Annotated in this window: 17 protein-coding genes; 16 read left to right on the forward strand and 1 reads right to left on the reverse strand. The window is 52.3% G+C overall.

The window, feature by feature from the left end; all coding sequences use genetic code 11:
* Positions 1–71: 71 nt before the first annotated feature.
* Complete coding sequence (locus IPG22_18440) at positions 72–1,112, reverse strand: 2Fe-2S iron-sulfur cluster binding domain-containing protein (protein ID MBK6590264.1); 1,041 nt, start codon at positions 1,110–1,112, stop codon at positions 72–74.
* Between the two features lie 181 nt (positions 1,113–1,293).
* Here IPG22_18440 and IPG22_18445 point away from each other — a divergent pair, with 181 nt between their 5' ends.
* The 16 genes from IPG22_18445 to rpmC all read left to right on the forward strand — a co-directional run bounded on the left by IPG22_18445 (position 1,294) and on the right by rpmC (position 14,428).
* Positions 1,294–2,247, forward strand: coding sequence for a VWA domain-containing protein (locus tag IPG22_18445; GenBank protein ID MBK6590265.1), 954 nt, complete (start codon positions 1,294–1,296; stop codon positions 2,245–2,247).
* Positions 2,248–2,266: 19 nt separating this feature from the next.
* Positions 2,267–3,790, forward strand: coding sequence for a hypothetical protein (locus tag IPG22_18450; protein MBK6590266.1), 1,524 nt, complete (start codon positions 2,267–2,269; stop codon positions 3,788–3,790).
* A gap of 453 nt (positions 3,791–4,243) precedes the next feature.
* Positions 4,244–4,624: a 30S ribosomal protein S12 gene (locus IPG22_18455; protein MBK6590267.1), complete on the forward strand. Its 381-nt coding sequence runs from the start codon at positions 4,244–4,246 to the stop codon at positions 4,622–4,624.
* 2 nt (positions 4,625–4,626) lie between these two features.
* The gene (rpsG, locus tag IPG22_18460) at positions 4,627–5,097 is read left to right on the forward strand and encodes a 30S ribosomal protein S7 (GenBank protein MBK6590268.1); all 471 of its coding nucleotides are present in this window, start codon (positions 4,627–4,629) and stop codon (positions 5,095–5,097) included.
* A gap of 83 nt (positions 5,098–5,180) precedes the next feature.
* A complete protein-coding gene (gene fusA / locus IPG22_18465) occupies positions 5,181–7,283 on the forward strand; it encodes an elongation factor G (GenBank protein MBK6590269.1) in 2,103 nt (700 codons plus the stop codon).
* Positions 7,284–7,370: 87 nt separating this feature from the next.
* Positions 7,371–8,558, forward strand: a complete 1,188-nt coding sequence (gene tuf / locus IPG22_18470) for an elongation factor Tu (GenBank protein MBK6590270.1) — start codon at positions 7,371–7,373, stop codon at positions 8,556–8,558.
* Positions 8,559–8,621: 63 nt separating this feature from the next.
* A complete protein-coding gene (gene rpsJ / locus IPG22_18475; protein MBK6590271.1) occupies positions 8,622–8,942 on the forward strand; it encodes a 30S ribosomal protein S10 in 321 nt (106 codons plus the stop codon).
* A gap of 81 nt (positions 8,943–9,023) precedes the next feature.
* A complete protein-coding gene (gene rplC, locus IPG22_18480) occupies positions 9,024–9,662 on the forward strand; it encodes a 50S ribosomal protein L3 (GenBank protein ID MBK6590272.1) in 639 nt (212 codons plus the stop codon).
* A gap of 84 nt (positions 9,663–9,746) precedes the next feature.
* Positions 9,747–10,571: a 50S ribosomal protein L4 gene (gene rplD, locus IPG22_18485; GenBank protein ID MBK6590273.1), complete on the forward strand. Its 825-nt coding sequence runs from the start codon at positions 9,747–9,749 to the stop codon at positions 10,569–10,571.
* Position 10,572: 1 nt separating this feature from the next.
* Entirely contained in the window at positions 10,573–10,893 is a 321-nt protein-coding gene (gene rplW / locus IPG22_18490; GenBank protein MBK6590274.1) for a 50S ribosomal protein L23, read from the forward strand.
* 60 nt (positions 10,894–10,953) lie between these two features.
* Positions 10,954–11,784, forward strand: a complete 831-nt coding sequence (gene rplB / locus IPG22_18495; GenBank protein ID MBK6590275.1) for a 50S ribosomal protein L2 — start codon at positions 10,954–10,956, stop codon at positions 11,782–11,784.
* Between the two features lie 92 nt (positions 11,785–11,876).
* Positions 11,877–12,167: a 30S ribosomal protein S19 gene (gene rpsS, locus IPG22_18500; GenBank protein MBK6590276.1), complete on the forward strand. Its 291-nt coding sequence runs from the start codon at positions 11,877–11,879 to the stop codon at positions 12,165–12,167.
* A gap of 71 nt (positions 12,168–12,238) precedes the next feature.
* Positions 12,239–12,985 carry a 50S ribosomal protein L22 gene (gene rplV / locus IPG22_18505; GenBank protein MBK6590277.1) on the forward strand — a complete coding sequence of 249 codons (747 nt, stop codon included), beginning with the start codon at positions 12,239–12,241 and terminating at the stop codon, positions 12,983–12,985.
* An 8-nt stretch (positions 12,986–12,993) separates the two neighbouring features.
* Positions 12,994–13,734 carry a 30S ribosomal protein S3 gene (gene rpsC, locus IPG22_18510; protein MBK6590278.1) on the forward strand — a complete coding sequence of 247 codons (741 nt, stop codon included), beginning with the start codon at positions 12,994–12,996 and terminating at the stop codon, positions 13,732–13,734.
* Positions 13,735–13,781: 47 nt separating this feature from the next.
* A complete protein-coding gene (gene rplP, locus IPG22_18515; GenBank protein ID MBK6590279.1) occupies positions 13,782–14,210 on the forward strand; it encodes a 50S ribosomal protein L16 in 429 nt (142 codons plus the stop codon).
* A gap of 2 nt (positions 14,211–14,212) precedes the next feature.
* The gene (rpmC, locus tag IPG22_18520; protein ID MBK6590280.1) at positions 14,213–14,428 is read left to right on the forward strand and encodes a 50S ribosomal protein L29; all 216 of its coding nucleotides are present in this window, start codon (positions 14,213–14,215) and stop codon (positions 14,426–14,428) included.
* Positions 14,429–14,466 lie beyond the last annotated feature (38 nt).

The following is a 14,466-nucleotide window of genomic DNA, read 5'->3' on the forward strand; positions in this document are numbered from 1 at the left end:
TAGCAAAGACGCAAAGGAAATTAGATCTTCCTTTGCGTCTTTGCCGTTTTAACGACTTTGCGTTGAATAACTTATTCGGCTGAAACTGCCGCCGCGAGAGTTTCGCGAAGCTTTTTCGCTGAGGTCGTATTCGGTTCGAGCTCGACATCCTCGACATTGCCGCGGACCTTCTTGCCGAAGACGGCGTTCCATGCCGGAATGACGATCGTGGCGTTGCCTGAGGCCTTTGCCTGGCAGGCGAGGCGGAGGAATGGGTGGTCGCCTTCGGGTTGGTTATAGCCGAAGACCTTCATCGCACGGCGTTCGCGGCGGCTGACCTCGGTGAGCTTTTCGGCTCCGCCGAGGACGCCGACCCAGCAGGTTCCGCAGCTTGCCGCGACGCATTCGACCGGGACGACGCCTTCCCAGCAGCGTTCGTCTTGTTTCTGCCAATTCCGCGAGCGATCGTTCGACGAGGCGGACGATATCTCCTGCTCGTTGACGATCGTAAATTTCCCGTGTGACTTAGCATTCTCCCAAGCGACCGAATACTTTTTGTTGACCGTCTTGAGGAATCCAAACAGCCCCTGCGAATCGTCCTTGGCACGTTCGGCGATGACGGCGTTCGGTGATTTTGCCATGATGCCTTTCGGCTGTTCAACCTCGCCGGGAGCTGCCTTGAAAGCCTCGACGCCGACTTGATTTAAGGTGGCAAGGCCGATGATGACCATGGCGTTGATCATCTGGCGTTCGACGTGGAGCTTTTCCGCGACGGCCATTCCGATGGCTTTGATCTCTTCGATGAGGGTCGGCGTGCTTTCCTTGAATACAACGGTTTCCGCCTCGATCGCTGCCTTTACGGTTTTCCAGTAGCGGTGTCCGTATAGGAAATGGTGTGACGAATCTATCTTGTCCTCGAGCCCGAATTTGCCTTGCAGGGCGACGCCCAGCTCGGCGGCCGCACGGTCTTCGGCGGCGTCGAGATAGCGTTTCAGGTCGAGCGGATAAAAGCGGAACCAGATCTGCAGAGCGTCCTTGTCCACATCGTGAACACAAGGCAAAAGCTCGTCCACCGCTGCCAGCCAGTCGGCCTCAGTGAACTTCGAAAGGTAATCGGTTAATGCGTTACTCATAATCTTATAAAAGCAAAACAAGAAGTAAATCAAAAAAACGAGTGAGTATCAACCGTGCAGCCCGATACATCGTGTCTATCGGCTCCAGTGACGGCGATCATTTGTTGAAAAGCCCGGATATTCCGTGCTAATCTCGAGCATCACTTTCCCCTAAGTCATTGAATTCCGGAGTTATCCCACGATGAATAAGTGTATCCGCAAGAAAAGTTGGCTGTTTGCAGCGTTTCTGGTGCTGTTTGCGGCGGGGCTTGTGTATTCGCAGGACGACGAGGTTATCAGGATCAATGCGGATAACGTCACCGTGCCCGTTTCCGTTCTCGATCGCAGTGGCAAGTACATTTCGACGCTCAAGCAGTCGGATTTTAAGATATTTGAGGACGGCGTTGAGCAGGAGATCACTTCGTTCGAGACGACGGACGGATCGGTGACGGTTTTTATGCTGCTGGAGCGGAATGGGGCGATCAGGTTTCAGCTGCCGAGGCTGGTTGCGGCGGCGAATGCTTTTGTCAGGCAGATGAGAGACGAGGATCAGTTTACCGCTCTGACATTCGGGTCAAGCCTGGATACCTTGATAAAGGCGACGAAGATCAAAGACGTTCCAAAGGGGAACCGAATAGAAAAGCTGCCGGGTGACAACGGCATCTTCTTATATGACGCTGTGGACAAGGTAGTCGACCGGATTCAAAAAGTGCCGGGCCGCAAAGCTATTGTTTTGTTTTCCGAAGGCCTCGACGCCGAGTTCTACGCAAACCCGAACGCGAAAGGCACGCTCAAAGACGCCGAGGAAAGCGGAGCGACGATCTACACCGTCAAATTCAATTCCCAGTCGCTGCTGATCGTCCCTGATCGCATCAAGCAAAGCAAAACGTATCAGGACAGTATCGCGAAAGCCCAAAAATACATGACCGACCTCGCTGCCCGAACCGGAGGCCGCACATTCGACGTCGAAAAGATCGAAGACCTAGACGCAACCTTTGCCGAAGTCGCCAGCGAACTAGTCCGCCAATACACCCTCGGCTACGCCCCCGCAAAAGCCGGAACCAACGGCGAACGCCGCAAGATCACCGTCAAAGTAACCACCCCCGACGCCGTCGTCCGTGCGAGAAAAGAGGTCGTTTACAAAAAAGTGAAATAGGCATATCATTCCCACCATTATGCTGACGAAACTCTCTCATTTTCGCTACGTCGCGGCCATTCTCTCGATACTCGCCATCGCACAGATAGTCGCCGCCCAGAAACCGATTCCGACACCCGAACGCAACCGCGATATCGTTGCTCTGCTTAATGACGCCCGGCTCGCAGCCCCGGAATTGGCGGTAGATACTTTTCTTAAGGTTGTCGAATCAAAAAAGGTCACCGATCCGGTTTGGCGGAAGGAGATCATTGACGAGGCGTTGAGGACGATCGATGAGGTGCAGTATGCGATGCCGATGCAGCCGGCATATGGAGGTACTGTCGAGCGGGGTAATCTGCTGCAATCTACCGAAGAATACGTTCGAGCGGCTGGCTTTTCGAGGAACCTGGATCGGCTGTCATTTCGCGGGAGGGTCATTACGCTTCTGCTCGAAACCGACAAGGAGCGGGCGAAGAACATGATATTTCAGATGGGAGGCGATCTTGGTCTGAAGCCACGCACATGTGAAGATGCTCTCACATATTCGCCAATTAGCATCTACCCGGTCGTGATCAACGTTGCTAAAGCTGTTTTCAGCGATAAGCAGGTTGCCGAAGGGCAGAGGGCACTTTTCGTCGCCCCGTGGATAGAAAACATCGAATCACCACGCCAAATATCTCCGGCACTCGATATCGTAAAGCAATTTCAGTCCTCACCAAGCGAGCGGCAATTACTCTATAACGCTGCATCCAGGGCGATCGACCGAAATTTTAAGGACGACCGGTCATTTACCTACAGGTGGGAATCGATCGCTGCCCGCGTAGGGAAATTGAGCGAAGGCGAGGCAGATCCGCATAAAAGCGATCTAATGAATGCCTTTCGGGGAATGCTGCTTAAGAATCTTCGCGGTACTCGCTGCAAAGATAACGAGATCAAAAAAGATGAGCCGCTTCCGGATTATATCGAAGCGGTGAATAAGATCCTGAGCGAAAAGCCCATCACGTTAGAAGACATAAGCACTGCTGAATATAAGGGCACGCCCAATCTCGTCAACATAATAAAGAAGTCGACTGGAGCCAGTAAGTTTCGCGACGAGCTGCTAACGGTCCGCGACCAGCAGATCGTGGATAACAAGATCGTTAATCACGACGTAAACGATATCGCTTGGGCGGGCCGCGTCGTCGAGTTAATTGACAGAGTCCTTTCTTTCGAAGGAGGAGATAGCGAGACTGAGCGGGAATTGCTCTTTATTAAAGCAGGTTTTGTGGGAGGCATGATGTCAGGCATCGGCCCTGGCGATCTGCGGAAAGCAGTGGCTCGCAAATACATAAGACTACTTACCGGATCGAAGCTGCAAAAGGAAAGCTTCATTGAATGGCGATTCTGGATCGCCGATGCTGAACGGATGGCGTCCGATTCATTTGACGAGATCGCTGGTGAGTTTCCTAATTCGAATCTTAAAGTTATAGTAGGTATCAATAGGTTACTGAAAGAGCCGGAAAAGGATAAGAAGCCTGTTTCGGTTCCAACTTCTAAGCCGCCGAGTGTCCCGGTGAAACCTTGATCGAAAATATTCCCACATCCGCTTGACACGGCTTTACTTAAATCATAATATCTAAAGTTTCGGACTTGACCGTCTGGTTTTACCTTGCAGTTTCTTAGGAAATAGCAGCGTAGATATTTGAGAATTGAAACACGGATTGTTGCGTAAAAGCGTCTATCTCTTGACGTTGGCGAATAACGCCCCACCCGCTACCGCAGGTGGTACCGACCTTTATGCCACGCTACAGCAAAGTTTCTTTTCTCTGAGAGTTAGTACATTTTATTTAATTCTTGTCAGCGAGAGCTGCTTGAACTAACTGCCGGATTTATTTCGGCAAGAGTCAGGTAAGACGTTAGTTTTGCCTTTTAAACACGAACGATCTTAGATCTTAGGTCTTTGATCTTGGAAATTGAGGACAGCGAAGCGGTCTAAGGTAAGGCCGAAGATCAAAGTTCAAAGATCAGGTTTTTGAGTATGCCGACAATTAACCAATTAGTACGCAAGGGACGACAGGCTGTTAAGTATAAGACGGCGAGTCCGGCTTTGCAGGCCAATCCGCAGAAGCGTGGCGTCTGCACACGTGTTTACACCTCGACCCCAAAGAAGCCTAACTCGGCTCTTCGTAAGGTCGCCCGTGTGCGTTTGACCAACCAGATCGAAGTTACTACATATATCCCGGGTATCGGGCATAACTTGCAGGAACACTCGATCGTGCTCATCCGCGGCGGCCGTGTTAAGGATCTTCCGGGTGTGCGTTACCACGTCATCCGCGGAACGCTGGATGCCTCTGGAGTTGCGAACCGCAACCAGTCGCGTTCGAAGTATGGTGCGAAACGTCCGAAGGGAGCGAAATAGTAATGGCAAGACGTAGAACAGCAGGAAGAAGAGAAGTTTTACCGGATCCGATCTACAACAGCATCGGCGTCACCAAGTTCATCAATGGCTTGATGTGGGAAGGTAAAAAGACCGTTGCCGAAGAGATCTTTTACGGTGCAATGACCAAGCTGGCTGAAAAGACCGGCGAAGACGCTCTTAAGATGTTTAAGAAAGCTCTTGATTCGGTCGCACCTACACTGGAAGTCAAATCACGCCGTATTGGCGGTGCAACTTACCAGGTGCCGCTCGAAGTCACCCGCGACCGCCGCAATACGCTGGCAATTCGCTGGATCGTGACGAACGCTCGCAACCGCAGCGAAAAAACGATGGAAGATCGTTTGGTCGGCGAACTGATGGACACCATCAACGGACGCGGCGGAGCGATGAAGAAGAAGGACGACGTCCACCGTATGGCAGAGGCGAACAAGGCGTTCGCTCACTATAGATTTTAAGAGATTTTTGATCGCTGATCTTTGACCTTTGAAAGAAGGCGAGATCAAAGGTCAAAAGTCGAAGATCCAAGGTCAGAGATTTTATGGCTAACATTAGCTTAGACAAATTTAGAAACATCGGCATCATGGCCCATATCGACGCGGGTAAGACCACGGCGACTGAGCGTATTTTGTATTACACCGGCGTTTCGCACAAGATCGGCGAAGTTCATGAGGGAACGGCGACGATGGACTGGATGGAGCAGGAGCAGGAGCGTGGTATTACTATTACCTCCGCTGCAACTACCTGTTTCTGGACGCGTAACAACGTCGAGCATCGCATTAATATTATCGATACACCGGGACACGTTGACTTCACGATGGAAGTTGAGCGGTCTCTTCGTGTTTTGGACGGTGCGGTTTGTGTTTTTGACGGTGTCGCTGGTGTGGAACCTCAGTCGGAAACGGTTTGGCGTCAGGCTGATAAATACGGCGTGCCGCGTATCTGCTTTATCAATAAGCTTGATCGTGCGGGTGCTTCGTTCGAACGCTCGTTCCAGTCGATCCTTGATCGTCTCGGAGCTAACGCGGTTGCGATGCAGATCCCGATCGGTATTGAGGAGCACTTCGTCGGCGTTGTCGATCTGATCACGATGAAGGCTTTCGTGTGGAGCAACGAGGCAAAAGGTGCAAATTACGACATCACGGATATCCCGGCTGATCTCGTTGACCTTGCTAAAGAGACCCGCGAAAAATTGGTTGAAGCCGTATCGGCGATCGATGACGATCTGATGATGAAATACCTCGAAGGCGAGGAAATTTCTGAAGCGGAGATCCGCAAAGCACTTCGTGCGGGAACGCTCGCTATGAAGATCGTGCCGGTTTTCACCGGTTCGGCATTCAAGAATAAAGGTGTTCAGACGCTGCTTGACGCAGTAGTCGATTTCCTCCCGAGCCCGCTCGATATTCCTGCCATCGAAGGCACAAATCCTAAATCAGGCGAAATTGAAAGCCGTCCGCCGGATGCGAAAGCTCCGTTCTCGGGACTGGTCTTTAAGTTGATGGCAGATAAGCACTTAGGTCAGTTGGCATTCGTGCGTATCTATTCGGGTACAGTTACCTCGGGTTCGTATGTGACGAACACGATCAAAGATTCAAAAGAACGTGTCGGACGTTTGATGCTCATGCACGCTAACAAGCGTGAAGACGTCGAAACGGCTTCGGCGGGCGAGATCGTTGCTATCGGCGGTATGAAAAATACCACGACCGGCGACACTGTCGCTGATGAGTCGAAACCGATCATTCTTGAGTCGATGGACTTTCCGGAACCGGTCGTTCGCGTCGCGGTTGAACCGAAAACGCGTGCTGACCAAGACAAAATGGGCACGGCTCTTAACCGCCTTGCTCAGGAAGATCCCAGCTTCCGTGTCACCAGCGACCACGAAACGGGCCAGACGATCATCGCCGGAATGGGCGAGCTTCATCTTGAGATCATTGTCGATCGTATGAAGCGTGAGTTCGGCGTCGAAGCAAACGTTGGTAAACCGCAGGTTGCGTACCGCGAAACCATCACCGCATCGGCACCTGGTAAAGAGATCTACAAGAAACAGTCGGGTGGCCGTGGTAAATTCGGCCACGTCGAGCTCGAGATCGAGCCGGCTCCGGGCGAAGGATTTGTCTTCGAGGACAAGATCACCGGTGGTTCGATCCCGAGACAGTTCATCAAGCCGACGATGGAAGGCATCCGCGATGCGATGGGCCGAGGATATTTGGCCGGATACGAACTCGTCGATATCAAGGTTCGTCTACTTTTCGGTTCCTACCACGAAGTGGACTCGGACGAAATTTCGTTCAAATTAGCCGGATCATTCGCATTCCAGGATGCAGTGAAGAAAGCCAAGCCGGTCCTTCTCGAACCGATCATGCGTATCGAAGTCGTTACGCCTGAAGAATACATGGGGGCTGTCAACGGCGATCTTAACCGTCGTCGCGGACAGATCGATTCGATGGCACCGCGTCCGGGTAATGTTTCGGTTGTTACGGCATTTGTTCCGCTTTCGGAAATGTTCGGATACACGACCGATCTTAGAAGTTCGACACAGGGACGTGCAACTTCGAGTATGCATTTTGAGCGATATGCAGAGGCTCCGCGTAACGTCGCTGAGGAAGTTATCGCAAAGATCAAGGGAACGGGTGTAAGCACCTAAGAAATTAGAAATTTTGGCGGCAACGCTCGCCAGTGTTTTGGTAGACCCGAAACCGCTAGATTTGAGATCTGAAATTTAGGAGAAGTCATGAGTAAAGAGAAATTCGACCGAAGTAAGCCGCACGTGAATATTGGGACGATCGGGCACGTAGACCACGGCAAGACGACATTGACGGCGGCTATCACGAAAGTGATGTCGAAGCATAACGCGAAGATGACGTTTAGATCGTTTGATTCGATCGACAACGCTCCTGAGGAAAAGGCTCGTGGTATTACAATTGCGACCTCACACGTTGAGTATGAGACGGCAAACCGTCACTATGCCCACGTTGATTGTCCGGGCCACGCTGACTATGTCAAGAACATGATCACGGGAGCTGCCCAGATGGACGGAGCGATCCTCGTCGTAGCAGCAACGGACGGCCCAATGCCGCAGACCCGTGAGCACATCCTGCTTGCACGTCAGGTTGGCGTGCCTTCGATGGTTGTCTTTATGAACAAGGCAGACATGGTCGATGACGCCGAACTGCTGGAACTGGTCGACATGGAGATCCGCGAACTTCTCAGCTCATACGAATTCCCGGGCGACGATACACCGATCACCCAGGGCTCAGCACTGAGAGCACTCGAAGGCGACCCGGCATGGGAAGTAAAGATCGACGAGCTGATGCAGACGGTGGATGATTTCATCCCGACCCCTGCTCGTGAGACTGACAAGCCGTTCCTGATGCCTGTTGAAGATATCTTCACGATCCAGGGCCGCGGGACAGTGGCAACCGGAAGAATCGAACGCGGCGTTATCAACGTCAACGAGCCGGTCGAGATCGTCGGTATCAAAGACACAAGAAACTCGGTCGTAACGGGCGTCGAAATGTTCAAGAAGCTTCTCGATTCAGGCATGGCAGGCGACAACGTCGGCCTTCTGCTGAGAGGCGTCGAGCGTAAAGAGATCGAACGCGGACAGGTTATTGCCAAACCGGGCTCGATCACACCGCACACGAAGTTCAAGGCTGAGGCATACGTCCTCACGAAAGAAGAAGGCGGCCGCCACACCCCGTTCTTTACGGGATATCGCCCGCAGTTCTACTTCAGAACAACGGACGTGACGGGCGTCGCACACTTGCCGGCAGGCGTTGAAATGGTCATGCCGGGCGACAACATCCAGATGGAGATCGAGCTTATCGCTCCGATCGCCATGGAAAAGGGACTCCGCTTCGCTATCCGCGAAGGCGGCAGAACGGTTGGAGCCGGAACGGTTTCAGAAGTAGTTTTGTAAGTTGGAACGCCGGCATCTTGCCGGCAACACACGCCTGCAAGATGCCAGCGTTCCAGTGAGAATATGTTAAACGAAAAGATTCGCATCAAGTTGAAAGCCTACGATCACCGCGTGCTGGACCAGTCCACCGCTGAGATCGTCGAGACGGCAAAGAGAACGGGAGCAAGGATCGCAGGTCCGATCCCCCTACCGACCATCAAGAATAAATGGACGGTTCTCAGATCGCCCCACGTGGATAAAAAGTCGCGTGAGCAGTTTGAGATCAGAACGCACAAGCGTTTGATGGACATTCTCGATCCAACGGCCGAAACGGTCGATGCATTGATGAAATTGGATCTGCCGGCCGGTGTTGATGTAGAGATCAAGGCATTCGGTAAAAACTAGTTCGTGGATCGTTGATCGGGGTTCGTTGTTAAAAATGAACCTGCAACGAACAGCCAGCAACGAACGACGGACATTAAGATTATGATTAGCGGAATCATTGGTAGAAAATTGGGCATGACGCAGCTGTTTGCGGAAGATGGAACGGTAACTCCGGTTACGGTCATCAAAGCGGGGCCGTGCGTTGTCGTCCAGACAAAGAGTGCGGCGGGCAATGACGGATACAATGCCGTGCAGCTCGGATTCGTCGAGGAAAAGGCGGTCCGCCTTAAGAATGTGACGAAGCCGCTTCGCGGACATTTTGAAAAGACGGGCGGCGGTCTTCCTCCGACACGTGTGCTCAGAGAGCTTCGTTTGACGAATGAGCCTGAAGCATCGGTTGGCGATCAGATCAAAGTTGACGTCTTTGCTGACGGCGACAAGATCGACGTTGTCGGGAAGTCGAAAGGCCGCGGTTTTGCCGGTACGATCAAGCGTCACAAGTTCTCGCGCGGCCCTGAGTCGCATGGTTCGATGAACGTTCGTGCCCCTGGTTCGATCGGACAGTCAGCGTATCCTTCGCGTGTTATTAAAGGAACGCGTTCGTCAGGCCACATGGGCGATGCCCGTGTAACGGTTCAGAATCTGACCGTTGCCAAGGTCGATGTCGAAAACAACATATTGATGGTTCGCGGTGCTGTACCGGGACCGAATGGTGGACTTGTAATAGTTAAAAAAGCGTAGTTGGCAGCAGCAGTTGGCCGTCGTCGGTTTCAAGGAACTGACCACTGACCACTGACCACTGACCACTCGAACGGAGTGAGAATTATGCCTACCGTAAAGGTTCGCAATTTGAAGAATAAAGAAGTCGGAGATGTGGAGCTTCTCGATACCGTGTTCGGTGTCGAATTGAACGAAGCCCTTATTCACTCGGCTGTGATGAACTACCAGGCCAACGGCCGTCAGGGAACTTCAGCGACGAAAACTCGCGGTAACGTTTCCGGATCGGGCAAGAAGCTCTGGAAGCAGAAGGGAACCGGTCGTGCGCGTATCGCGTCGCTGCGTTCGCCGCTGTGGAAGGGCGGCGGTAACGTTCACGGGCCTCAGCCACGCGACTGGTCTTACCAGATGCCGAAGAAAATGCGCCGCGGTGCATTGCGTTCGGCCCTCTCGGAAAGATTGCGTGAAGGCAACCTGATCGTCATTGACGGCTTTGAATTCAAGAATCCTAAGACGAGCGAGTTTCTCGGTGCGATCAAAGGCCTCGGTCTTTCGGATTCGAAAAAGCCGACGAAAACCTTGATCATCGATTCACTGGACAACCAGAACCTGATCCTTTCGTCGCGTAACGTTGAAAAGACCAAAGTCACTAACAGCTTTGGGCTCAATATTTACGATATCATCTATCACGAAAAGCTTTTGATCTCGAAAGCAGCGGTTGAAGAGTTGACAAGTCTGCTCGACCCGAAGCGTGAAGGAAAAGCTGAGGAACCTGAGGTGGTCGTAGAGGCACCGAAGGCGAAGAAAGAAGCTAAGCCAAAAGCGGAAACGGCTCCTAAAAAGGAAGCTGCCGTCGAGGAAGCACCAGCAGTAGAAGCGGCAGAGGAAACTCCGGCGGCTGAAACAACTGAGGAGGCGACAAGCAATGAGTAAAATTGGAGTTTGGGACATTTTGAAGTCGCCGGTCGTTACCGAAAAAAGCGTCATTCTTAAAGAAGAGTCGACGGATGAGGATAGCAACCGAAAACAAGGTCAGGTTTTGACCTTTAAGGTTGATAAGAAAGCGACCAAGATCGATATAAAAGGTGCGGTCGAGGAGATCTTTAATGTTAAGGTCGCTTCCGTTCGAACGATCCAGTACGACGGTAAAATGAAACGCCGCGGCCGCATCGAAGGACGCCGTGCAGCATGGAAAAAGGCGTACGTTACCTTGAGAAAGGGCGAGCCGATGGTTGATTACGCAGAAGCTATCTAGTGGAACGCCGCCATCTTGGCGGCCAGGACCTGCCGGCTGGAAGCCGGCGATCCAAAGATTATGGGAATCAAGAGATTAAAACCAACATCACCGGCAAGGCGTTATCAAACGTACTTGACCCGCGATGAGTTGACGAAAGGGGCAGTACCCGAGAAATCACTGCTCGAGCCGAAGAAGAAAATTTCCGGGCACAACAACGACGGTCGTATCACGATCCGTCGCCGTGGCGGAGGCCATAAGCGCCATTATCGTATCATCGATTTCAAACGCGATAAGACAGGCATTCCGGGACGCGTTGCACAGCTCGAATACGATCCGAACCGTTCGGCTCACATCGCTCTGATCAACTATCTCGATGGCGAAAAGCGATACATCATCGCACCTGTTGGCCTGAAGGTTGACACGATGGTCGTAAGCGGCGAAGACGCTGATATCTTGCCGGGAAATGCTTTGCCGATCAAAAACATCCCGCTCGGTACTGAGGTTCACAACATTGAGCTTCGTCCGGGTAAGGGCGGCCAGATGGTTCGATCGGCGGGTGGTTTTGCACAGATCGTTGCTAAAGACGGCGACTATGCTCAGCTCAGAATGCCTTCGGGTGAGGTTCGCAAGGTGCCTGTTGTTTGTATGGCAACTGTCGGACAGGTCGGCAACACCGAGCATGAGAACGTTTCGCTTGGTAAGGCTGGCCGTTCACGCTGGATGGGCAGACGTCCTAAGGTTCGCGGCGTAGCCATGAACCCGGTCGATCACCCGCACGGTGGTGGTGAAGGCAAAACGTCAGGCGGACGTAACCCGGTAACCCCTTGGGGACAGCCGACACGCGGTTACAAAACGCGTCGCAACAAACGCACGAGCAATATGATCGTGAAGGACAGAAGAAGGAAATAAAACGATTTTAGATTTTAGATTTTGGATTTTGGATTGCAAGAATATGCAGTCCGCCAATCCAAAATCCAAAATCGGAAATCCAAAATTGAATTATGCCACGTTCATTAAAGAAAGGACCGTTTATCGACCTTAGCGTTCAGAAGACGCTTAGAAGAATTCTGGAAGGCGGACCAAAACCGCAAGCGATCAAGACATGGTCGCGTCGCTCGACGATCACGCCGGACATGGTCGGTTTGACCTTCGGCGTACACAACGGCAAACGTCATATTCCGGTTTTCGTTACTGAGAATATGGTCGGACACAAGTTGGGTGAATTCTCGCCGACACGTATGTTTAAGGGGCACCCCGGAACGAAAGCGGAGAAAATGGCGAAGAGAAAGTAAGCAGTCAGCAGTTAGCAGTCAGCAGTTAGATTCTGCTTACCGCTTACGGCTCACCGCTCACCATTAAGAATATGGAAGCTGTAGCAAAAACAAAATATCTAAAGGGTTCACCGCGTAAAGCCAGGCTTGTGATCGATCTGATCCGCGGCGTGAATGTATCGCGTGCCTTGTCGATCTTAAAATTTACCGATAAGCGAGCGGCTGACCCGATCCAGAAATGCCTGAGTTCGGCGATCGCGAATGCGACATACAAGGCCGAGCAGCAGAATATCGCCATCGACCCGGATGATCTCTGGATCAACCTGTGCTATATCGACATGGGCCCGACCAAGGGCCGTCGCCGTATGCGTCCGGCGCCTCAGGGGCGTGCATATCGCGAGCAGCGTCACTATTGCCACATCACGATCCAGGTAACGAGCGAAGAGAAGGCAAAGTCGGAAGAGCAGATGAGGCTCGACGCTCTGCGTGACGAACGCATCGCCGCCCGAAAAGCTGCAAGAGCGGCAGACAAGGCGAAGGCTCCGGTAAAGAAGGAAACCAAGGCCGCTAAGGTCGAGGAGAAACCGGCAGAGCCAGTGGTTGAGGAAGTCGTTGAGACTCCGGTTGAGATGGTTGACGAAACGCCGGTTGAGACGGTTACTGAAGAGGTTGTCGAAACTGAAACTCACGCTGAAGAAGTCGAGGAGAACAAAGCTCAGATCGACGCTGAAGTTTCAGCTGCTCACGAAACATCGAGTCACACGACGGCCGAAGAACATGCCGAAAAGCCGGTAGATGAGGTCATGGAAAGAACGAACAAAGACCTCGAGAGACAATAGGTTTAATTATGGGACAGAAGGTACATCCATACGGCTTTAGGGTCGGATACAACAAAGATTGGCACTCGCACTGGTTTGCGAAACAGGATTTTGCAAAGTTTCTTGCCGAAGATCTCAAGCTCAAGCGTGATCTTAAGAAGAAATTCAGCGGCGGCGGCGTTTCGCACATCGATATCGAGCGTGCAGCGACCCGTTTGAAGATCATCATCTACACTTCGCGTCCGGGCATCATCATCGGCCGCAAAGGTTCAGAGATCGAATCGCTTCGCGAAGAGCTATCGAGAAAGACCGGCCGGGAAGTGCTGGTTTCGATCCAGGAGATCCGACACCCGGAACTCAACGCTCAGCTCCAGGCGGAAAAGATCGCTCAGCAGCTTGAGAAACGCATCATGTTTCGCCGTGCGATGAAAAAGACGATCGAAGAATCACTTCGTTTCGGTGCACAGGGCATCAAGGTCATGATCGCCGGCCGTTTGAACGGTGCTGAAATTGCCCGTACGGAATGGTCGCTGCAGGGACGGCTTCCGCTGCACACGCTGAGAGCGGATATCGATTTTGGATTTGCCGAAGCTTTGACGACATTCGGCATCATCGGTATCAAAGTATGGATCTATCGCGGTGAGATCCTCGACCCGAACGCCTCGATGGCACGCGGAACGACGACGGACCCGATGAACGAAGTTAAGGTCGAACGTGGAGCACGCCGCAATGATCGCGGCCCGCGAAGAGACGACCGCGGCGGCCGGTAGGCAGTTGGCAGTAAGCGGTAGGCAGGTAAAAGAGGAAATTTAGAGTTATGTTACAGCCAAAAAAGGTCAAGCGCCGAAGAGTAATGAAAGGCCGCATGCGCGGGAAAGCGACACGCGGCGAGAAGCTCAGCTTTGGTGATTTTGGTCTCAAAACACTAGAGGCAGCGTGGATCACGGATAGACAGATCGAAGCGGCTCGTATCGCGATGACACGTCACGTAAAACGTGGCGGTAAGATTTGGATCCGCATTTTCCCTGATAAGCCGATCACCAAAAAACCGGCTGAAACCCGAATGGGTTCGGGTAAAGGTGCTCCGGATCACTGGGTTGCAGTTGTCAAACCGGGTCGCGTGTTGTACGAGATCCAGGGTGTTGAGGAAGGGTTGGCACGCGAAGCTATGATGCTCGCGGCTCAGAAACTGCCTATCAAGGTTAAATTTGTAACCAGGGCAGACCTCGAGGGAGGCGTAGTTTAGACATGAAAAGGAAAGAACAGCTCGAACAACTCGGGGAAATGACCGCCGAAGAATTGAAAGATCAGGCTGACGCTCTTAAGGAATCGCTGTTTCGCTTGAAATTCCGTAAGACGCTCGGCATGGGTGAGGTTCTCAAGGACGTTCGCCGTGAGAAAAAGACGTTGGCAAGAGTTTACACTTTGCTGAACAAGAAGGGATCGGAGGCCAAGTCGGCCTGACTGGGTCGCCGGCCTTTGTCGGTACTCTAAACGAAAAG

Source organism: Acidobacteriota bacterium (assembly GCA_016703965.1).
Lineage (GTDB): Bacteria > Acidobacteriota > Blastocatellia > Pyrinomonadales > Pyrinomonadaceae > OLB17.